Origin of the sequence: Cellulosimicrobium cellulans, assembly GCF_001722485.1 — a bacterium.
GTDB classification, from domain to species: domain Bacteria; phylum Actinomycetota; class Actinomycetes; order Actinomycetales; family Cellulomonadaceae; genus Cellulosimicrobium; species Cellulosimicrobium cellulans_A.
Window position 1 is genome coordinate 13,911 of the sequence record NZ_LWGL01000010.1, and the last position, 22,063, is coordinate 35,973.

Consider the following 22,063-nt stretch of genomic DNA (forward strand, 5'->3'; position numbering starts at 1 on the left):
CTGTCAGGGCGTCAGCCGCAGGCGTGCGCGGCGTGCTCGACCTGCTGCTCGGTCGTGACCGCCTCGCCGTCGACCGTGGCGGTCGCGGTGACCGTCACCGCCCCGGCCGGGACCGAAGCGCTGCGGACCGCGAACGCGTGGTAGGCGTTCGCCCCCGCGGCGACGGCCTCGAACGACCGCTCGCCGTACGGCGTCGCGAGGGTGACGCCGACCGGCACGTCCTCGCCGTTGGCGGCGCGCACCGCGAGGTACGCCTTGCCCGCGAGGCACCGCGGCGAGACCTCGACCGCGACGTCGAGCTCCGGCTCCTCGGACAGCGCCGGCAGCACGACCCGCCCGCGCGCCTCCTCGTTGCCCGCCGCGTCGGTCGCCGCGAACTCGATGACCTGCTCGGTGTCCGTGAGCGCCCGCGTGAACGGCTCGGAGTAGGTGCCCCAGAACGTGCCGGGCCCCTCCCACTGGATCTTGTCCACGCCGGAGCCGGCGTCGGTCGCCTCGAGCGTGATCTCGACGCTCGTGCCGAGGTCGCGCACGGTCGCGGTCGTCACCGGGGCGACCGAGTCGACGCGCAGGTCGCGGGACCCCTCGCCGACGTTGCCGGCCGCGTCGGTCGCCCGTGCGGCGACGGTGTGCGCGCCGTCCTCGAGCGCGAACGGTCCGTCGTAGGCCGCCCACGCCCCGCCGTCGACCGAGACCTCCACGGCCGGCGCGGCGTCGCGGTTGTCCGTCGCGACGACGGTGACGGTCGGCTGCTGGGTGTACCAGCCCGACGTCGCCGGGCCCGGCTGGGCGGTGAGGCTGACGGTCGGCGCGACGGTGTCCTCGCCGTCGTCGGGCGCCACGACGAAGACCACGGCCTCCGCCGGGAGGTCCGTGCCCTCCACGTCGCCCTCGACGAAGAACAGCCCGTCGGGCTCGGCGTAGTCCGCCGGGTCGACCTCGTCCCACGTCACGGGGATGCGGCTGTCCCTCGACGCGTCCTCGTACTCCGCGGTGACGGTCGCGGGCAGCGCCGGGGCCGTCCCGGAGAGCGTCACGACGCTCACGTAGTCGACGAGCGTGATGGCGCCCGGCTCGCCGTCGCGCACGTGCACGGTCCCGGAGAACGGCTCCACGAGCTCGGGCGACGTGCCGACGACGTCGAACGACCCCGCGGCCGCCACGTCCTCGGCGGTGACGTCCTCCCAGTCCGCGTCGACCGTCTGCACGCGCCCGTCGGCGAAGATCGCGTCGATCTCCGCGGGCAGGTCCGGCAGCACCCCGACGTCGGTCGGGATGTGGACGGGGGAGTGGTCGATCGGGCCGTGGGGGTCGACGGGGTCCGGCTCCTCGACGCCGCCCGTGCCCCACAGCTCCCACTCGGACACGCCGACCGCCGAGTACGTCGGCGTCGTCGTGCCCTGCAGGGCCTGGAACGTCGCCCGCACGCGCGTCGTCGTGATCGGGTCGAACGTCGTCTCGTTCGTCTCGAGCCGCTCGGTGCCGAACCCGCTCGGGTTGGGGACGTCGACGAACGCGCCCGCGTCCTCGTCCCAGTACTGGATCGTCCACGACGCCGGGACGCGCACGTTGTCGCCGTTGGCGTCGGTGCCGTCGGACCAGAAGCGGATCACCGAGCGGTCGACCGTCACCGGGGCCGGCCACGAGTACTCCAGCCACTGCGAGGCGGGGCGGTTCCCGCTCCACGTCGCCCAGGTCGCGTCGTGCCCGCCCCCGGTGCTCACGCCGGCGCCGTCGTTCACCGCCTCCACGCGGTTCCACGAGGCCGTGTAGCTCGCCTCGGGCGTGCCGCGGAGGGCGACGTTGCCCGGCTCCTCCACCGCGGCGGCCACCGCGGACGGCGCGGTGCCCCGCGCGCCCGCCACGTCCGCGACGGCGGCCCCGGCCGACGCCGTCCCGGCCAGTCCCACCACCAGGGCGGCCGCGGCGATCCCCGCGACCGGACGCCTGCGCTGCATCCTCGTGCTCTCCCGTCCGTCGGTCGTCCGTGCGCTCATGCGATCCTCGCCTTCCCCGCCGCGACGAGGACCTTCTGGCCGTCACGACGGCTGAGCAGCCCCTCCGCGACGAACTGCTCGACCGTGCGCTGCACCTTCGTGAGGAAGGCCGCGCGGTCCGCGAACCCGCCGTCGCCCCACACCACGTCGAGGAACGACGTGCCGTTCGGGCGCACCGCGTTCGCCACGCCGCTGTCGAGGCCGGCGAAGACGACGCGCGGCTCCGACCGCTCGACGTACATGTGGTACTGGGTGTCGTCGCCCGACCACGCGGGCTCGAACGTCAGGTTCCCGAGCCTGTAGTACCCGTCGCCGAGATCGGTGAACGCGCCGTCGAGCGTGCCGTCGAGGCCGAGGTGCGCGTAGAGCGAGAGCTTGAGGTACTCGCGCGACGCGCTGCGCGCGAGCAGGACCGTCGGCCCGTTCTCGATGCTCTGGACGGCCGGGTTGTCGATGGTCGGGACGGCGCGGATGCTCAGCGGCATCGTCACGTCGACGACGTCGCCGGGCGACCACGAGCGCGCGACGCTCACGTACGTGCCCGGCACGGCGTCGAGCTCCTGCTCGACCCCGTTCACCGCGACCGTGAAGCCCTTGCGCACCCAGCCGGGCACGCGCAGCCGCAGGTCGAGCTGCCCGGACCCGTGCACCGTGATCCGGCTCGCGCCCACCTTCGGGTACTGCGTCTCCTGGACGACCTCGAACTCCTTCTCGGGCCAGCTCAGCGTCGACGCGAGGTAGAGGTTCACGTACAGGGCGTCGCCCTCGACGGTGCGGAAGTAGATCGAGTCGCGGTACTTCACGTGGTTCTCGAGCCCGGTGCCGCCGCAGCACGTGCCCGTGTTGCCGTACTCGCGGCGCGTGCCGGGGTTGACGCCGTACATGTACGTGACGTCGGGGGACGTGTCGGACTGCGTGTTCTCCTTCGACCCCACGATGTGGTTGAGAAGCCCGCGCTCGTAGTACTCCATGTACTTCGGGTCGAGCGTGTGGAAGAACAGCAGGCGCGAGAGCTTGAGCATGTTGTACGTGCCGCACGTCTCCGCGTTGCGGGCGCCGATGTCGCCCGCGACGGTGTTCGGCGGCCCGAACAGCTCGCCCTCGCCGTGGCCGCCGTGCGCGTACGTGCGCCCCGGCACGACCATGCCCCAGAAGCCCTCGACGGCGCGGCGGTAGCGCTCCTCGCCCGTGAGGTCGTAGACCTTGAGGTACCCGGGGAACTGCGGGATGTGCTGGTTCGCGTGCTTGCCGTTGAGCGTGTCCGTGCCCGCCGCGCTCGCGTCGACGAGCGTGTTGAGGTCGAACAGCTTCGCGGTCGCGACGAAGGTGTCGTCGCCGGTGATCGACGCGAGGTCGGCGAGGACCTCGTTCATGCCCCCGTACTCGCCGGCGATGTAGATGCCCCACATGCGGTCGAGCTGCGCCTGCGGCAGCACCGAGAGGCGGCTGTGCACCCACTGCGCCATCGACGTCGCGATCGCGAGCGCCTGGTCGGACCCGGCGAGGCGGTACGCCTCGAGCAGGCCCGCCATGATCTTGTGGCACGTGTAGTACGGCGCCCAGATCTCCCCGTACGGCGCGTACTTCTCGAGCTGGCTGAACTGCCACTCGCCGTACGCCGCGAGGAAGCCCGGGTGGCTGAACCGGCCCATGGCCGCGAGCGCCGTCTGGACCTCCCCGAGGCCCTCGACGATCTGGTTCACCTTGTCCGCGAACACGGCCTCGCCCGTGCTCGCGTACGCGAGGGACACCATGGACAGGAAGTGCCCGCCGTAGTGTCCGCGCAGGAGGTTGGCGGTCTGGGTGTTCGCGCGGCCCGGGTAGTCGTCCGGCCCCCACGGCTCCTCGTTCTCGTGGCCGAAGCCCTCCCAGCCGCCGGGTGCGCTCGCGCCCTTCGTGTCGAGACCGGCGTTTCGCCGGAACACCGCGAGGACGCGGTCCACCGGGTAGACGCGGGCGAGGTGCAGGATCTGGTCCTGCGACCGCGTGGCGACGCTCGGGGCGAGCGTCACGTCGGACATCGGGAACGGTTCGGCCGTCCAGCCGTCGAGCGTGATCGAGCGGTCGAGCGACCGCAGGAAGGCCCGGCTCACAGGTGGTGCGGCCGGGACGGCGCGCGCGGGGACGGGCGCGGCCGCGAGGGCGCTCCCGCCGCTCGCCAGCGCGACCGCACCGGCCGTGGCTCCCGCGGCCAGCGCGCCGAGCCGCAGGACGGACCGGCGCGAGTAGGTCGAGTCGTGCACGTGCATGTGTTCGCTCCTTGGTCACTCGTCGTCGAGTGGTGCGGGTACCGACGGTGGTACCCGGTCCCGGAGGTCGTCCCGGGTCGGACCCCGGGACGACCTCTCGCGCTCAGCCGCAGTCGAGCGCGTCGTGCTGCACCTCGTGCTCCACGGTCACCGGCTCCCCGTCGACCGTCGCCGTGGCGGTCACGGTGACCGTGCCGGCCGGGAGCGACGTCGTCCGCGCCGCGAACGCGTGGTACGCGTTCCGCCCGGGCGCGACGGCCTCGAACGACCGCTCGCCGTAGGGCGTCGTGAGCACGACGTCGACCGGCGCGTCCCCGTCGTTCGTCGCCCGGACGGCGACGTACGCCTTGCCGGCCAGGCACCGCGCCTGGGCCGTCGCCGTGAGCGGGAGCCCGGGTCCGCCGGTCCCCGGGTCGTCCGCGAACGCGCGCCACTCGGTGACGGCCACCGCGGAGTACGTCGACCCGTTGCCGTTCGCCGTGAACGTCGCACGCAGGCGCGAGGTCGTCACGGGGTCGAACGTCACGGCGTTGAACGCGGTCGTGCTCGTGCCGTACCCCGACGGGTTCGCGACCGGTGCCCAGGCCTGCGCGGCGTCGTCCCAGTACTCGAGGACCCACGAGTCCGGCGCGTTGACGCCGTCGCCGCTGCCGGGCGCGGAGTCGCGCCAGAACTTCAGCTCGGCGCCCGTGAGGCGGATCGGCCGCGACCAGTCGTAGCGGGTCCACTGCGTCGCCGGGCGGTCGCCCGACCACGTGCCCCAGATCTGCGCCTGGCTCGGGCTCGCCGGGTCGGCGCCGTCGTTGAGCGCCCCGACGCTGTTCCACCCGGCGGTGTACGACGCCGTCGCCGTGGCGATCGGCGCGACGTTCCCGCTGAGCGGGCCGGAGATGTCGGCGGGGACCGTCACGACCTTCGGCGTCTCGGCGTTGCCCGCTGCGTCGACGGCGCGGAACGAGACGCGGTGCTGGCTCGCGTCGGGCGCCGCGACCGGGCCGTCGTAGACCTCCCACGCGCCCGTCCCGACCGCGTACTCGACGCGGGCCACGCCCGACGTCGCGTCCGTCGCCGTGACGGTCACGGTGCGCGCCGCCTCGTCGAGGACGCCCGTGCTCACGGGGGCGACGCGGTCGACCCGGACGTCGAGCACCTCCTCGGCGGACGTGTTGCCCGCACGGTCGGTCGCCGTCGCGACGACGCGGTGCTCGCCGTCGCCCGACACGGGGACCTCGGTGGTGCGCACGTGCTCGGTGGCGACGGCCTCGCCGTCGTCCACGCGCGTCGTGAGGACCACGCGGCCGCCGGAGTCGTCGGTGCCGTCCACGCGCACGCGGACGTCGGACCGGAACCAGCCGTCGCTGCCCGCGCTGCCGAGCGGGGTCAGCGTGACCGCCGGCGCGGTGTCGTCGCCCGCGGCCGCCTCGGCCGGGATCACGGTGACGTCCGCGCTCACGCGGCCGCCCGCGTACCCGAGCACGGAGCCCTCGACCGTGAAGGTCCCGGGGGACGCGACGTCGTCAGCGGTGACCTCGTCCCAGAAGGCCGGGACCTGCAGGGTTTCGCCGCGGGGGAACGTCACCGGGACGGTGCCCGGGAGATCCCTCTCGCCGACCTCGACCGTCACCGCGGGCGGCTCGACGGAGTCGGGCTGCTCGGCGAGGACCTTCCACTCCTCGACCGCGACGGCCGAGTACGTGCTGCCGTTGGTCGAGGCGTCGAACACGGCGCGGACCTGCGTCGTCGTGACCGGCTCGAACGTCGTGTCCTGGAAGCCGCTCGTGCCCGTGCCGTACGCGCTGGGGTTCGCGACGTCGACCCACGAGCCGCCGTCGGACGCGTCCCAGTACTGGATGCGCCACGACGCGGGGGCCGCGACGCCCACGCCCGTGCCCTGCGGCTGGTCGTTCCAGAACTCGATCTGCGAGCCCGACAGGCCCATCGGCTGGTCCCACGTGTACTGGACCCACTGCTGCGGCGGGTTGGTCCCCGTCCACGTGCCCCACATGTCCGGAGGGAGCGGGTTCGGGCGCACGATCTCGTCGTTGAGCGCCTTCGTCCAGTACTGCGTCGGCACGGGCTCGTTGGAGACGGTGACCGTCGCCTCCTGCGCGACGTTCGCGCGCGGCGTCGTGTCCTTCACCGGGGCGGGGGTCGTCACGACCTGCTTCATGCGCGGCGGCGTCTGCGTGTCGTCCCACTCGACGCGGTCGATCGCGACCGAGCGCCGGAAGTGGTTCCCGCCCTCCGCGTCGGCCGTGTGGTACGCGATCCACCACTCGCCGTCGAGCTCGAGGATGCCGGGGTGGCTCGTCGTCGACGACACCGGCGCGAGGATCGTGCCGCGGTACGTCCACGGGCCCTCGGGCGACGGCGCCGTGCCGTACGCGATGCACGCGTGGTAGTTCGCCGGGGTGCACGACGACGTCGGGCCGGCGTTGTTGCCCGCGTACGCCATGTAGTAGGTGCCGTTCCGCTCGAACGCCCACGCCGCCTCGAAGAAGCCCGTGAGCCCGCGCACGGCCTGCACGGCGCCGGTCGTCGTGCGCATGTCCGGCTCGAGCTCGACCATGCGCAGGTTCCCGAAGCTTCCCCACCACAGGTAGACGCGGGCGTCGGGGCCCTCCCCGTCGACGAGGACGGTCGGGTCGATGTTGTGGATCGTGTTCGGCGTCGGGAGCGACTGCGAGACGATCGGGCCACCGGCGTGGTCGGTCCACGGCCCCGTGGGGGAGTCGGAGACCGCGACACCGATGCCGAACTTGTCGCTCGCGGTGCTCGCCGCCTCGTGGACCGGGACGTACCAGTAGTACCGACCGTCGACGCCCTGGACGACCTGGCCGGCGTACGCGCGACCGGGCGTCGCCCAGTCGAACACCTGCTCCGGGCGCATGAGCGACGGGTGGTGCGTCCACTCGCCCGCGTCGACGTCGCTCGTCACGAACGCGCCCCACTCGTTCATGATGAAGTCGTTCGTCGTCGGGCCTGCCTCGTCGTGGCCCGTGTAGACGTAGAGCTGGTCCTCGCCCGTGGCGTTCCCCGGCGCGCCGGCCGGGACCACGAGGGGCGCCGGGTCGGCCGAGTAGTAGCTGCCGTCGTCGAGGATCGGGTTCTCGGTGCTCGTGAAGGTGTACGGGTCGGCGGCGGACGCGGGCCCCGCCGCCACGGCGACGGTGCCGAGCGCGAGCGTCATGCCGAGCGCACCCCCGAGCGCCCCCCTGCGCCCCCGTGCCCGCGACCGCGGGCGTGTGCCGTGCCTGGTCATCTGGTCTCCTGACGGTCGGCGCGAGACGACGCTGTGGCTCGCGCGGAAGGCCGTGGCGGTGACGTCCCGCGCCGCGGCACGGGGTCGCACCTCTCGTCCTCGAGATCGGTGTGCGAGCCTCAACGTGCCACAGGAGAAAGTAGAGCGCAATGGGTTTCGGCGAAGGACTGCGCGAGTTTCGTCGCTCGGGACGGCGGAACGGCGCGAGGCAGGCGCTACATCGTTGGCGTCGTGCCGATCGGGCGCTCGTCCGGGCACCGAAGGGGCCGAGACGCTCCCGAAACGCAGCCTGGTGGTTTTCGGTGTCGCCCTCCCCGCACAGCAGCGTGCCCGCCACGGTCGCAGACCGTGGCGGGCACGCCGTCCCGGGCGGGTGAGGCGGAGTCGGACCCCGCCTCACCCGTCGTCAGGGGTCGATCAGCCGCAGCTGGACGCCGCGTACTCGGACTCGACCGTGGCCGTCCTCCCCTCGGCGTCCGTCGCCGTCACGGAGCTCGTGCCGGCCTCCACCTCGTCGGCCCGGACGGGGAACGCCTGGTAGGCGTTCTTGCCGGGGGCGACGTTCTCGACGGTCTTGCTGCCGTAGGGCGTGTCGAGCGTGATGGTGAGCGGGACGTCCTCGTCGTTCAGCGCGCGCACCGCGAGGTACGCGTTGCCCGCGAGGCACCGGACCTGCGTGGTGACCGCGACGGTCCGCTCGGGCTCGCCGGCCGTGAGACCGGTGAGGTACTCGAACCCGGTCGTGGCGAAGTCCTCGCCCTCGGGAGCCCGGTCGTACTCCAGCACGTAGAGCTTGACGTCGGCCTCCTGCGCCGCGGCCAGGATCTCCTGGAGCGGCACGTCACCCTCGCCGAGGTTGGTGAACGTCGGCCGGCCGCCGGCGTTCAGGTTCACGGCGTCCTTGACGTGCAGGAGCTCGATCCGGTCGCCGTACTCCTCGATGAGCGCCGGGACGTCGACGCCCGCGTGGGCGGCCCACGCGACGTCGAGCTGGAACGTCACGTACTCCGGGTTCGTCTCGCGGACGAGGATCTCCCAGGCCGAGAGCGTCTCGCCCTCGTGCTCGTACGTGGTGCGGAACTCGCCGTCGTGGTTGTGGCCGAAGAACTTCGTCAGCCCCGCCTCGACGGTGCGCTGACCGAGACGGTTCATCGCCTCGGCCGTCGCCAGCGTGTTCTCGTACGTCCCGATGCCCGGCTGCGGGAAGCCGCCGGAGCCCACGTACTCCTGGCCCAGCGTCTTCACGTACTCGAGCGTCTCGTCGAACGTGTCCTCGTTCACGTTGTAGTGCGACGACTTCACGCTCAGGCCGTACCTGTCGGCCAGCGCCCGGAACTCCTCCGCCGTGTAGCCCGCGAAGTTCGAGCCGAACGGCTCGATGTTCTCGAACCCGATCTCGCTCAGGCGCTCGAGCACGGCCTCCAGGCCGACCTCGTTGACCCACGGGATCAGCGAGAACATCCCGATGGAGACCTGCTCCGCCGGAACCGTGACCGGCTCCTGCGGCTCACCGGCCGGAAGGCCCGTGAGGTACTCGAAACCGGTCGTGGCGAACTCCTCGCCCTCCGGGGCCACGTCGTACTCCATGACGTAGTACCGGACACCGGCCTCCTGGCCGGCGGCCAGGATCTCCTGCAGCGGGACGTCGCCCTCGCCGAGGTTGGTGAAGGTCGGGCGACCCTCGCCGGCGAGGTTGACGGCGTCCTTGACGTGCAGGAGCTCGATGCGGTCGCCGTACTCCTCGATGAGCGCCGGGACGTCGACGCCGGCGTGGGCGGCCCACGCGACGTCGAGCTGGAAGGTCACGTACTCCGGGTTCGTCTCGCGGACGAGGATCTCCCAGGCCGACAGGGTCTCGCCCTCGTGCTCGTACGTGGTGCGGAACTCGCCGTCGTGGTTGTGACCGAAGAACTTCTCCAGCCCAGCCTCGACGGTGCGCTGACCGAGGCGGTTCATCGCCTCGGCCGTGGCGAGCGTGTTCTCGTACGTGCCGATGCCGGGGGCGGGGAAGCCGCCGGAGCCGACGTACTCCTGGCCGAGCGTGGTGACGTACTCGAGCGTCTCGTCGAACGTGTTCTCGTCGACGTTGTAGTGCGACGACTTCACGCTCAGCCCGTACTCGTCGGCCAGCGCCCGGAACTCCTCGGCCGTGTAGCCCTCGAAGTTCCCGCCGAACGGCTCGATGTTCTCGAACCCGATCTCGCTGAGGCGCTGCAGCACCGCCTCGAGACCGACCTCCTGGACCCAGGGGATCAGCGAGAACATGCCGATGGACACCTGGTCCACCGGGACGGTGACCGGCTCGACCGGGCCCTCGCCGACGGCGAAGGTCAGGTGGTCGACGTCGACGCCGCCCGTGCCCGTCACGACGATCGAGCCCGAGCCCTCGGGCACGTCGCTCAGCGCCTGCGTGACGTCCTGCCAGCCCTCGCCCGTGAACTCGAACTCGGCGAGCGCCTCGGGAGCCTCGGCGCCCTCGGCCGTCCAGCCCAGGGAGACCGTGCCCTCGCCGCTGCCGCGGACGGTGATCTCGTTGATCGCCTCACCCGTCGGGGCGTGGTGCAGGGCGATCGGCGAGTAGGAGAACGAGTCGCCCTCGTCGAGCGACGTGACGTAGCCGCCGGCGCCGGCGGACGCGTCGTCCACGACCTCGACGCCCTCGGCCGCGTCGTACCACTCGGCCTGCTGGACCTCGGGCTTGAGGATGTGGGTGGCCTCGCCGGTGATGGCGGGCACCTCGCCCTGCGCCTGGTCCGTGTAAGTCACGACGAGGGTGCCGAAGATTTTCTCGCCCTCACCGTGCTCGACGGCGTCCGGGCTGGTCTGGATCGTGAAGCCGCAGCCGGCTTCCGTGTCCGCGGCCCGGCCGCTCACCTCGGGGTGCGCGTGCTCGTTGTGCCCGAGGCCGAACGTGTACTGGATGTTCCGGCACGTCGGCTGGTCGCCGTCCTCGGCGTCGTTCACCGCGACCGTGTACTGCACGGCGTCGCCCCAGTTGAAGATGGCGCCGTCCGGCTGGTCCAGCGTGATCTCGGGGGCGGTGTTGCCGACCGTGACCCGCTGGATCGCGAGGCCGAAGTTGCCGGCCGGGTCGGTGACGCGCAGCTGCACGTTGTACTGGCCCAGCTCGGTGAACGTGTGCGTCACCGTCTCGCCCTGTGCGTCGTACTCACCGTCGGCGTCGAAGTCCCAGTCGAACGTGAGCTCGGCGTTGGGCGTCTCGGCGTCGGTGGTCGCCGACGCGTCGAACGTCACCTCGAGCGGTGCGGTGCTGCCCGAGATCGGGTCCGCGGAGATGGACGCGCGCGGCGTCGTGTCGTCCGACCCGTAGGTGACCTTGTAGAGGCCCGCGTCGGGGTTCTGACGGAAGAAGCCGTCGCCGTACTCGAGCACGTAGAGCGCGCCGTCGGGGCCGAACTCCATGTCCATGACGTTGTCCCAGATCGGCTGGTTCACCGTCTCGAGGTGGCTGTTCGGCAGGAAGTCCTCGACCGCGGTGACCTGGCCGGCGGACGAGAGCTCGTCCATGGTGAACGCGACCACGTAGTCCTGCGAGAACTCGGCCATGAAGGGGTGCCCGTCCCAGTACTCCGGGAACTTGACGTCCGAGTCGAGGTTCTCGTCGAAGCGGTAGATCGGGCCGCCCATGGGCGCCTGGCCGCCGCCGCCGAGCTCGACCAGCGGGTCGAGCACCTCGGGCTGGTCGCCCGGGTTGTCGCCGTAGTAGACCTGCGGCGCGGTGACCGGCGGGACCTGGTCGAGGCCGGTGTTCCAGGTCGAGTTGTTCTCCGGACCGGCGTCGCAGTCGAAGAACTGCTCGCCCGGCGTGCCGGTCGCGTAGTCCCACTCGTTGTAGGCGGCGTTCGGGCCGTGGCAGTACGGCCAGCCGCCGTTCATCGGCTCGGTCGTGAGCTGCCACTCGACGTAGCCCATGGGGCCGCGGTCGGGCTGCGCGGAGCCGGCGTCCGGACCGTAGTCGCCCCACGACAGCGAGGCGGACTCGAGGTCGTAGTCGATCCGGAACGGGTTGCGCACGCCCATCACGTAGATCTCTTCGCGCACGAGGTCGGGGTTCTCGGCGCCGTCGAAGAGGTTGCCCTCGGGGATCGTGTAGGTGCTCCCCGGGCCCACCTCGGTGCCGGCCGCGATGTCCTCGATCGGGTTGATCCGCAGGATCTTGCCGCGCAGGTCGTTCGTGTTGCCGGCGCCGCGGCGCGCGTCGAAGCCGGGGTTCATGCCCGGCGCGTTGTTGATCGGCGTGTAGCCGTTCGCGCCCGGGGTGCCGGCGGGGGTGTTGTCACCCGTGGAGAGGAAGAGGTTGCCGTCGGCGTCCCACGCCATGTCGGCACCGACGTGGCAGCACTGGCCGCGCTGCGCGTCGACCTTGATGATCTCGCGCTCGCTGGCCAGGTCGATCGTGCTGGTCTCGGGGTCCCACGTGAACCGCGAGAGCAGGTTGTAGCCGAGCCACTGGTTCCAGTAGCTCTCGTCCTCGCCCGCGGGCAGCGTGTTCGGGGCGCTGCCCTGGGGCGTCGTCTCCGGGTACTCGACCCCGGTGGGCGACGTGCCCTCCATCACGCGGGGCGCGTAGACCATGTAGACGTAGTTGTTCTCCTCGAAGTTCGGGTCGAGGGAGATGCCCTGCAGGCCGTCCTCGGAGTTCGCGTAGACGTCCAGCTCCGCGACCTGCGTGGTCCGCCCGGTGGCGGTGTCGGTGAGGCGCACGACGCCGTCGCGCGCGGTGTGCAGGACCCGCGAGTCGGGCAGCACGGCGAGGTCGATGGGCTCGCCCGTGTTCTTGCTGAGCAGGACCTTCTCGTAGTTGTTCCAGTCGGTCGCCTCCTCGGCGGCCGGTGCGTCGACGTCCTCGTCGCCGTGACCGGGGTGGGCGCTCGCCCCGCTGATCGAAAGTGGTACCAGCACCGCAACGGACAGCGCTGCGGCGGCACCGCGGGTCAGCCAGCGGCGACCCGTGGATGGTTTGTGCACAACGTCCTCCTTGACGCATCTCGAGGAGTCGGCGGCCCGGGACCGGCGACGGCGCCGTCGCCGTTGCCGGCTGCTCGACGTCGCGCAGATCGGTGGACCCCCGATGGGCTGGGGGCGCTCGGCGACGAGGCCCCCGTGCGAGGGGAGACGGTGTCCCCCTTCACCCGCCCGAGGCTACAGAGCACTTTCGTCGATGCCAATACGAAAGTTGAAACTTTGTCGTCGAGTTGCGGGATCCGTTCACCCGGGATAGAAGCCGGGGCCGGACAGCACCGCGGCCGGGTGCGACGGGGGTCGTGCCCCGCCGCACCCGGCCGTGGTGGTCGGACGTCGTGGTCGGACGTCGTGGTCGGACGTCGTGGTCGGACGTCGTGGTCGGACCGTCAGCCGCAGGACGCGGCGTCGTAGCCCTCCGTGACGGTCGTCGTGGCCCCGGCGCCGTCGGTCGCCGTGACCGTGACCTCGCCGGCGTCCACGGACGCCGCGCGGGCGGCGAACGCGTGGTACGCGTTCCTGCCCGGCTCGACGTCCGCGACCTCCTTCGTCCCGAACGGCGTCTCCAGGCGCACGGCGACCGGTCCGTCGTCGTCGTTCGTGGCCCGGACGGCGACGTAGACCTTGCCCGCGAGGCAGCGCGTCTGCGCCGTGACCGACACCTCGGGGCCGGCCGGGGCGCCGTCGCCCACCGTGAGGGTGAGCGTCGTCGTCGTGGTGCCCGCCGTGCTCACGTACGGCGGGAGGACGAGGTCGCCCTCGATGACGTGGACGCCCGGCGTCTGCACGACCGACTCGTCGAAGTCCCACTCGACGCCGATCGCCTGGTTGTCCCGCGAGCCGTCGTTGTACGACACCTCGACCCGGGTGGGCAGCCACGGCAGCTCGCCGACGTCGACGGACTGCTCGAACTGCTCCGCGCCCTGGATCGAGATGCCGCCCTGCGAGCTCTCGGGCCGCACGTAGACCCGCGCCTCGGCGATGAGCCCGTAGGTCGAGTTCGTGCCGTAGACGACGAACGGCTCGACGTTGGTCTCGGCGACCATCTCCGGTGTGATCGGCTGCCACGTGAAGTCGACCGTGCCGCGGCGCCCGCTCGAGTACACGACGTCGAGCGACGCCGGGAGCTCGGGCACCTCGCCCGTCACCGTGCGCACGAGGACCGGGCTGTCGACCGTGTCCACGGTGTCGCCGTTGACGCGCCAGCGCAGCACGCCCGTGCCGGCCCCGCCGCCCTGCACGCCCGTGATCCGGATGCGCAGGTGGCTCGCCTCGACGGGCTCGAACTTGAGCCGGTTGTACGCGTTGCGCTGGAGCGCGCCCGCGTACGTCGAGCCGTCCGTCAGCGTGACGGGCGCCCAGTCGGTGCCGTTCGACGAGTGCTCGACGACGTACGTGTCCGCGCGCGGCATGCGCGTCCCGCCGTTGTCGTCGTACCAGTAGATCTCGGTCGACGCGACGAGCACCGGGGACTCCCAGGCGTACTGGATCGACGCGGCGCTCGTCGGGCTCGTCCCGTTCGCGGGCTGGCCCCACGTGCCCCAGCCGTTGCCCGCGCCGGGCGCCGAGCTCGCCGGGGTGTCGGGGTCGTTGACGCGGTCCGGGTTCTCCCACGGCGCGGACCCGCTCGTGGAGATCGTCGCGAGCGCGCCGAACTCCGCCGAGGTGGCCTTCTCCGTGAGCTCGACCTCGACGTCGCGCTCGGTGGTGAGCTCGCCGTCGGAGGCCGTCAGGCGGAGCACGTAGACACCGGGCACCGTGCCCGTGACGGTCGTCGTCAGCGCGTCCTCGTCGCCGAAGATCACGCCCGCGCCGTCGGGCGCGGAGACGGTCGACCAGCCGTAGGTGAGCTCGCCGTCCTCCGGGAGGCCGTCGTCCGTGACCGTCCCGACGAGCGTCGTGGACAGGTTGCCGTCCTTCGACCGGTCGACGTTCACCGCGACCGAGGGCGCGTCGTTGACGACCTCCGGCACGTCACGGCCCGAGTCGAAGACCTGGATCTCCGAGATGGCGGTCCAGTGCGACGGCGTGTTGGTGAACGCCACGCGGACGCGGTCCGCCGTGACGGTCTCGAACAGCGCCTCGTTGAACTTCGGCCCGGGGACCTTCGGCGCCTTGTACGCGTCGGGGACCGTGGTCCAGCCGCCGGAGCCGTCCGGCACCTGGATCGAGTACCGCAGCGGCTCGCGGTACCCGCCGGCCTGCCGGTCGCTGACGAACCACACCTTGACGTTGTCGAACGACGTCGGCTCGCCGAGGTCGAGCTCGACGTACCCGGTGTCGCCCTCGGTGCCGTAGTTGCCCCAGTACGGCTCGTTGACGGTGGTGCCGTCGGTCACCGCGTCGAGGGACACGGGGCGCTCGGTCGTGCTGATCGCGCCGGGCGTGTAGTTCATCGAGCCGGTGCTCCAGCCCGGGGTGTGGAACTGGCGCCACGGCGTCGGCCGCGGGCCCTCCTGGGCGGCCGACGACGACAGCCCGGCCCCGGCCGCGAGGTTCGGGGCGTCCTCGGTGACGTCGATGCCCGCCGTGCGCAGGTACGAGACCACGCGCTCGTCCTCGATCGGGGTGCCGACCGCCGTGGGCAGGTCGACGCCCGCGTCGTCGACGACCTCAACCGTGAGGCCCTCGTCGGACTCGACGACCTCGTTGGCCACCGGGTCGTAGACGAACCGGCCGAGCGCGTCGGCGGAGGCCTTGCGCTCGCCGTCGACGAACAGGCTGTAGCCCGCGCCGAGGCCGTAGTGCGAGCCGTCCTCGTCCCACACGATCGTCAGGTCGTGGCCGTGGTAGCGCAGGTTGTTGACCATGAAGTGCTCGTAGCCGAGGTCGATCGGCCAGAGCTCGATCTTGTCGTCGGACCGCGGCCGGATGCCGCCCATGTCCTCGACGTAGATGTAGTTCATGTTCCCGAGCATCACGTGGTTCGGGTTGTTGCGGTTGTACGTCTGCGTGGCCGGGTCCCAGTTCGAGTAGTACTCGGACTGGTTGGGCGCGCGCAGGTCGCCGCCCGGGTAGATGCTCCACGCCATCCAGTCGAGCAGGCGCGCGGCGTACTCGGGCGTGACGTACTTCTGCTCTGGGTCGTAGTGGCGCAGCGCCGAGCGCACGGCCCGGTACTGCACGGTGAAGTTGATGTTGGAGAAGTTGTTCGAGCCGCCGATCTGGTACTTCGTCTTGTCGTACTGGTTGGCGGTATAGAACGGAAAGATCGGGAAGTTGTCCCCGAAGCGCAGGAAGCGGAAGCCGTCCTCGTACGTCGCGGCCTGGTCGAACGGGATGAGGTTCTGCGCGTAGACGTCGTACAGGTTGGACTCGCGCGCCGGGATCAGGTCGCGCTCGCCCTCGGGGAGCGGGTTCGCCGCGCCGTTGTTCGCGGCCGGTGCCGACTGCGCGCCGTGCGACGTGCCCGCGAGGAACATCCGGGCCGACTCGCTCCACAGCCGGTCGAGGACCGCGGTCTGGATCTCGTCCGCCTGCGCCTGCATCTCGGCGACCTTGGCGTCGTCCGCACCGGCCATCTCGTACAGCTGCGCGGCCGCGTCGAAGTCGCCCCACACGTAGGCCGACTCGGGGCGCTCGATCGTGCGCGCGCCCGGTGCGCCCGCGTTCACGCGCGGGAACCCGAACGAGATCGCGTCGGAGTCGTTGCCGGGCATGTAGTTGGTGTCGTACGCGATGAGGCCGTCGTCGTTGCCGTCGTAGTGCTCGAGCTGGCCCTTGCCGTCCCACTCGAAGTAGTGCGCGAACCGCTCGGCGACGTCGGCCCCGCCGCCGTGCACGTTGAACGCCTCGAGCCCGGCCGTGCCGAGGTACTGCGAGTAGTGGTTGTTCCAGCTCGTGTGGCCGGGGCTGTCGAGGAACGCCGACGAGCCGGACAGCTCGCCGATGTTGAGGATCTGCCCGTACCCGAGGTAGGGGTTGCGGATCCACTTCGTGTCCTGCAGGTGCATCGGCTGCGTGAGCGCGACCGAGTTCTGGTACAGGTTCACGCCCTCGATCGTCGTCGGGTACTGGTACACGTACCCGGGCTCGTTCGCGTCGAGGCTGTTGTAGCGCTCGCCCCACCAGCGGTAGACGATCGCCTTCTCGATGCCCGGGCTCGGCACGTCGATGTACGGGATGTCCTGCGCCCAGCGGCGGTTGAACTCCGTCACGCCCTCGCGGAACGCGTCCGCCGGCGCGAGCGCGGCGTACTCCTCGAACGCGGCGCGGGAATCGGGCATCCCCGCGCTCGACAGGACGCCGACGACGGACAGGTCGACCGACCCGCCCGCCGGGACCGTGATCTCACGGTCGAGGTTCGTCCCGGCGCGCTCGAAGCCGGCGGCCTTGAGGCCGACCGTCACGGTGGACCACGGCGTGTCGACGAGCCCGTTGTTGGAGCCGCTCGTCAGGGTGCGCGTGCCCGTGAGCTCGTCGGCCGCGTCGGTCGACGTCGTCGCGAGCGGCGAGGCGGCGCGGACGGTGAACGTCGCGTCGGCGCCGCCGGGGTTGGTGAACGTGATGGCCGTGACGGCCACGTTGTCGTACGTGATGAGCTTCTTGAGGTCGGCCGTGACGCCGGTCGTGCCGACCGTGTACCGCGCCGTCGCGTGGCTCGGCGCGTTGAAGCGCTCCGCGCCCACCTCGGTGACGCTCTGGCCGGGGACCGTGACCGTGTAGAAGTTCCCGAGGTTGTTCGGGCCGCCCGCGAAAGCCGTGCCCGCGAAGCCCATGACGTTCCAGTTGCTGTTCCCGCGCATGTACAGCGTGCGCCCGCGGGTCTGCAGGACGCCGTTGCCCTGCGTGCCCTTCACGCCGAGCACGCGGTCGAGGTAGTAGTCCGTCCCCCCGGCTGCGAGATCCTTCTCGAAGATCGAGCCGTGCATCGATCCCGCGGTCCACGACACGCCCGGCTCGAGCGCCGCCGCGGCCGCGTCGACGCCCGTGTACGTCGGGTCGCCGATGTCCATCGAGTCGGTCTCACCGCTCGTCCACAGGCCGACGTCGCTCTCGTTCTCCGGCAGGACCGGGTCCGCCCAGGCCGCCGCGGGCACGAGGGCGACGCCGGTCACCGCCAGCGCGCCCGTCATCGCCGAGGCGACGACCCTTCTCCACGTTCTTCCCGACATCACCAAGTCCTCTCCGTCGAAAACCGGACTGCGGCGCCGGCGGGGACCGCCCCTTCGCGGTCCGCCTCGACGACGAGGTCGCCGGCCGCCAGCAGTCAACCAGCCGGCCGCAGGTATCGCAATGGTTTTCGGTATCACGACGACGCCGCCCGCTCCGAGTTCCGGAGCGGGCGGCGGTGGCGTGAATGGCGGAATGGCTGCCTGACAGGGCTGATGCGGGTCGGACGGGGTCCGGGGCGTCGGACGGATCGCCCCGTGCAGCGAAACAGTCTCCGACCGTGTTTTCGGTCGCCGAGCCGGTCCCCGCGAGCCGGTTGCCGCGAGAGCTGCTCGCGCGGTCAGAGCGTCGGCATCCAGACGCGCATCGTCGACGGCCCCCGGTTCGCCCAGTCGTGGTACGGGACGAGCGCGACGTCCCGCTCGACCCGTGCCTGCTCGTCCGTCGCCGGTCCGTCGGCTCGTGCCGCCCGCCGGCCGTCGCCCGAGCCGTCCGCGGGCGCGTAGGGCCACGTGCGCGCGTGGTGGTCGACGACGACGCCCCGCACGAGGACCCGCCCGTCCTCCTCGCGCGGCGCGACGGACGCGTCGACCCGCAGGTCGGCGACGTCGCGGCCGTCGAGGTCGACGGACTCGACGCACAGCACCTCGGGGCCGCGCTGGACCGCGACGCAGCCGCGCACGGCGTCGATGCGGTCGTCGGGGCGCAGGAACCGCGGCGCCATGTCGAGCTCGAGCACCACGACGCTCCCGGCGCGCAGGTCGGGCACGGCGACCACGCCCGCGGGCACGCGGCGCTCGGGGCCGTCGTCCACCCGGAGCGTCGCGGTGGGCGACCACGCGGGCACGCGGAGCGTGAGCGCCCAGCGGCCCGCGGGCGCCTCGACGACCGTGATCCGCACGCGCCCGTCGGCCGGGTACCGCGTGTCGACGTCGACCGCGACGCGCTCGCCCGACGGCAGCGCCGCCCGGATCTCGCTCGTCGCGTACTGGTGGAGCTGGAGCCCGCCGTCGTCGACGGTCGCGACGTACGCGGCGAGGCTCGCGAACGTCCGCGCCACGTTCGGCGGGCAGCACGACACGTCGAACCACGGCGCGCGCAGGGAGGACTCGGCCCGCTTGCTCGCGGCGTCGGGCGCGGCCGCCTCGCCGGGCACGCGCTGGTGCAGGGTGTTGGCGTAGTAGAACGCGCGACCGTCCTGTGCCGGCGACGTCGCCACGACGTTGTAGAGCGTGCGCTCGACGGCGTCGGCGTAGCGCGGGAGACCCTGCGCGAGCAGCAGGCGCCACGAGACCATCACGGAGCCCACGCCGGCGCACGTCTCGGAGTACGCGCGGTCGGGCGGCAGCACGTAGTCCTCGCCGAACGCCTCGTCCTGGTGGTGCGACCCCTGCCCGCCGGTCACGTACGTGCGCGCCGCGTGCGTGCGCTCCCACTGCCGCGCGACGGCGGTGACGAGCTCGTCGTCGCCCGTCTCCACCCCGACGTCGACCGCGCCGGCCGCGAGGTAGTTCGCGCGCACGGCGTGCCCGCGGAACACGGCGGCGTGACGCACCGGGACGTCGTCCTGGTAGTACGAGCGGCCCCACTCGATGTCGGCGAGCGTCCCGTGCCCGCGGCGCTCGACGAAGAGGGCGGCCTGCCGCACGTAGCGGGGCTCGTCGAGCACGCGACCGAGCTCGGCGAGCGCCACCTCGATCTCCGCGTGCCCGCACACGCCCGGGTTGCCGTCCGGGCCGAACGTCGCGCACACGTGGTCCGCGGAGCGGCGCGCGACCTCGACGAGCAGGTCCTCCGCGTGCCCCGTGCGGGCCCGCGCGACGGCGGCCTGCATGAGGTGGCCCTGGCAGTAGAGCTCGTGCCCCCACTCGAGGTCGGAGTACCGCGCCCCCTGGCCGGGGCGGCCGAACATCGTGCCCACGTAGCCGTCGGGCTCCTGCGCCGCCGCGACCCGGCGCACGATCGCGTCGAAGCGGGCCTCGAGCGCGGCGTCGGGCCGGCGGCCCAGCTCCCACGCCATGGCCTCGAGCAGCTTGTAGACCTCCGAGTCGCTGAACTCGCGCCCCCGGCGCCCCTCGGGCAGACCGCCGCGCACGGCGAGGTCGAAGTTCGGCAGCCACCCCTCGCGCTCGAGCCAGTGCTCGATGTGCGCGAGCGTCGCGGACGCGTTCGTGTCCTGGCGCTGCGCCCAGAAGCCGCCGGTGATGCGCACCTCGTCGAGCCCGAGCGGGCGCAGCCGGCCGTCGCGCGGGGCCACCGGCCGGCCGCCGTCGGGCCGGGCGGCTCCGGGCCGGGCGGCCGACGGGTCGGACCGGTCGGACGAGGCGGACGGGTCGGACGGGGTCACGGCCGCGCGCGCGGTCGGGGAGAGGGTCACGGTGCTACCTCCGGGGGCGGCCGGGCCGCGTGGGTGGTCGGGGACGCCCGCGGGCGTCGCGGTGGGGTGGGCCGTGGGGCCCGGGGTCGCGCCGTCGTCGGCGGCGCTCATCCCTTCAGCGCTCCCGACATGAAGCCGCGCACGTAGTGGCGCTGGAGGAGCAGGAACAGCACCACGCACGGCAGGGCGAGGACGACGACGCCGGCCTCGGTCGCGCCGTAGTCGACGATGCCCATGACCTGCTGGCGCATGTTGGCGACGGCGAGCGGCAGCGGGGCCTTGTCGGAGTCCGTGATGAGGATGAGCGGGGCGATGAAGTCGTTCCACGCGGCGAGGAAGGCGAACAGGCCGACGGTGATGAGGCCCGGCTTCACGGCGGGCAGCAGCACGCGGCGCAGCGCGCCGAACGCCGTGCAGCCGTCCACGAGCGCGGCCTCGTCGAGCTCGCGCGGCACGGACTCGAACGAGATCCGCATGAGGAACGTCGCGAACGGCAGCTGGAACATCGTCATGACGCACGCGAGGCCGAGCAGCGAGTTCTGCAGCCCGATGGCGTTGAGCAGCACGTACAGGGGGATGAGGAGCGTCGCGTACGGGACCATGAGGATCGCGAGCGTCACGAGGAACAGCACGTCGCGCCCCGGGAAGCGGAACCGGGCGAACGCGTAGCCGCCGAGCAGCGAGATCGTCAGCGTGAAGAGCACCGTGAGCCCCGAGACGATGACCGAGTTCGCGAGGTGCTGCCCGATCCCGGCCTGGTACGCGGCGAGGGTCGCGTAGTTGCCGAAGCCCCAGCCGTCGACCTGGGCGCTGCCCGGTTGCGGGGACACCGACGCGACGCCGGCCCACACGAGCGGGAAGAGGAAGATGATCGCGAGCGCGCCCGTGAAGACCCAGTAGGGCGTGCGGAGCGCGAGACCGGCGAGGTAGGTGCGGGGAGCGCGCCGCGCCGGCTCGGGCGGCGTGCCGTCCTGCGGCGCGGGCGCGGGCGGGGCGGGAGAGGTCGTCGTCGTCATGTCACTTCTCCTCGGGGGCGCGCATCCCGCGCAGCTGGGCGATGTTGATGACCACGAGGGCGCCGAGGACGATGATCGACAGCGCCGCGGCGACGCCGAGGTCGTTCTGGCCCTGGAACGCCACGTTGTAGATCAGCTGGACCACGGTGATGGTGCTGTTGTCCGGCCCGCCCTTGGTCAGGATGAAGAACTGGTCGAAGGCCAGCAGGGACCCGGTGACGCACAGGACCGTGCACAGCGCGAGCGACGGCCGCAGCAGCGGGAGGGTCACGCGCGTGAACGTCTGCCACCGGCTCGCGCCGTCCATGCGCGCCGCCTCGTAGACCTCGTGCGGGATGCCCTGCAGCCCGACCATGAGCAGCAGCATGTAGAAGCCGGCGAACCGCCAGACGATGAGGAACACGGTCGACCACAGGGCGCCGTCGGGGGACCCGAGGAACGAGATCGGCTCGTCGATCAGCCCGAGGCGCTCGAGGAACGGGGAGATCGGGCCGCTCTGCGGCGAGTACAGCGCGTAGAAGAGCAGCGAGGCGGACGCGAGGCCGAGCGCGCTCGGCACGAGGATCGACGTGCGCAGGACGTTGGTCCAGCGGCTCGACTCCTGCACGAGCATCGCGAGACCGAGGGCGAGACCGATGAGCAGCACGGTCGTGATGACCGTGTACTTCAGCGTGAAGACCACGGAGTCCCAGAAGAACCGGTTGTCGACCGCGTCGGCGAAGTTCTCGGGGAGGTTGACCCCGCGGTTGCCGGCGAGCAGCGGCCAGTCCGACACGGACATCTGGCCGACGAGCAGGACCGGCAGGACGAAGAAGACGAGGACGAAGACCGCGGTGGGGGCGGCGAACGCCCACCCGCGGAGCGCGTTGCGCCGTCCGGGGCGGCGCCGGCGCGGCGACCGGGCCACGGCGGGGTCCGCGCCGATCGGGACGTCGGCTCCGCCGTCGGGCAGGGGGCCGACGGGACGCGGGGCCGGAGGCGAGGGGTGCGCTGACTGCACCGGCATGGGACTCTCCTGGGCTGTCCGGGAACGAGCTGGCGAGGGCGGCGGCACCGGCCGGGAGGGT

The 22,063-nt window shown here is 72.1% G+C and carries 8 protein-coding genes; all 8 read right to left on the reverse strand.

The window, feature by feature from the left end:
* Nucleotides 1-11: 11 nt before the first annotated feature.
* On the reverse strand, nucleotides 12-1,997 hold the full coding sequence (locus tag JZ5iCDA_RS02475; RefSeq protein WP_083259578.1) for an OmpL47-type beta-barrel domain-containing protein: 1,986 nt from the start codon (nucleotides 1,995-1,997) through the stop codon (nucleotides 12-14).
* Nucleotides 1,994-4,246 carry a glycoside hydrolase family 127 protein gene (locus JZ5iCDA_RS02480; RefSeq protein ID WP_069385687.1) on the reverse strand — a complete coding sequence of 751 codons (2,253 nt, stop codon included), beginning with the start codon at nucleotides 4,244-4,246 and terminating at the stop codon, nucleotides 1,994-1,996. The genes JZ5iCDA_RS02475 and JZ5iCDA_RS02480 overlap by 4 nt, the downstream gene beginning before the upstream one ends.
* Nucleotides 4,247-4,349: 103 nt before the next feature.
* Nucleotides 4,350-7,436, reverse strand: a complete 3,087-nt coding sequence (locus tag JZ5iCDA_RS02485; protein WP_083259579.1) for a family 43 glycosylhydrolase — start codon at nucleotides 7,434-7,436, stop codon at nucleotides 4,350-4,352.
* A gap of 489 nt (nucleotides 7,437-7,925) precedes the next feature.
* Entirely contained in the window at nucleotides 7,926-12,431 is a 4,506-nt protein-coding gene (locus JZ5iCDA_RS02490) for a TIM barrel protein (RefSeq protein WP_069385689.1), read from the reverse strand.
* A gap of 449 nt (nucleotides 12,432-12,880) precedes the next feature.
* Nucleotides 12,881-17,566 carry an Ig-like domain-containing protein gene (locus JZ5iCDA_RS02495; RefSeq protein ID WP_139122923.1) on the reverse strand — a complete coding sequence of 1,562 codons (4,686 nt, stop codon included), beginning with the start codon at nucleotides 17,564-17,566 and terminating at the stop codon, nucleotides 12,881-12,883.
* A 377-nt stretch (nucleotides 17,567-17,943) separates the two neighbouring features.
* Entirely contained in the window at nucleotides 17,944-19,980 is a 2,037-nt protein-coding gene (locus JZ5iCDA_RS02500; RefSeq protein WP_436967384.1) for a glycoside hydrolase family 127 protein, read from the reverse strand.
* Nucleotides 19,981-20,087: 107 nt separating this feature from the next.
* Complete coding sequence (locus JZ5iCDA_RS02505) at nucleotides 20,088-20,996, reverse strand: carbohydrate ABC transporter permease (protein ID WP_083259583.1); 909 nt, start codon at nucleotides 20,994-20,996, stop codon at nucleotides 20,088-20,090.
* A gap of 1 nt (nucleotide 20,997) precedes the next feature.
* Nucleotides 20,998-22,002 (reverse strand): carbohydrate ABC transporter permease, encoded by a 1,005-nt coding sequence (locus JZ5iCDA_RS02510; RefSeq protein ID WP_083259584.1) that lies wholly within the window; start codon nucleotides 22,000-22,002, stop codon nucleotides 20,998-21,000.
* Between the last annotated feature and the right edge of the window lie 61 nt (nucleotides 22,003-22,063).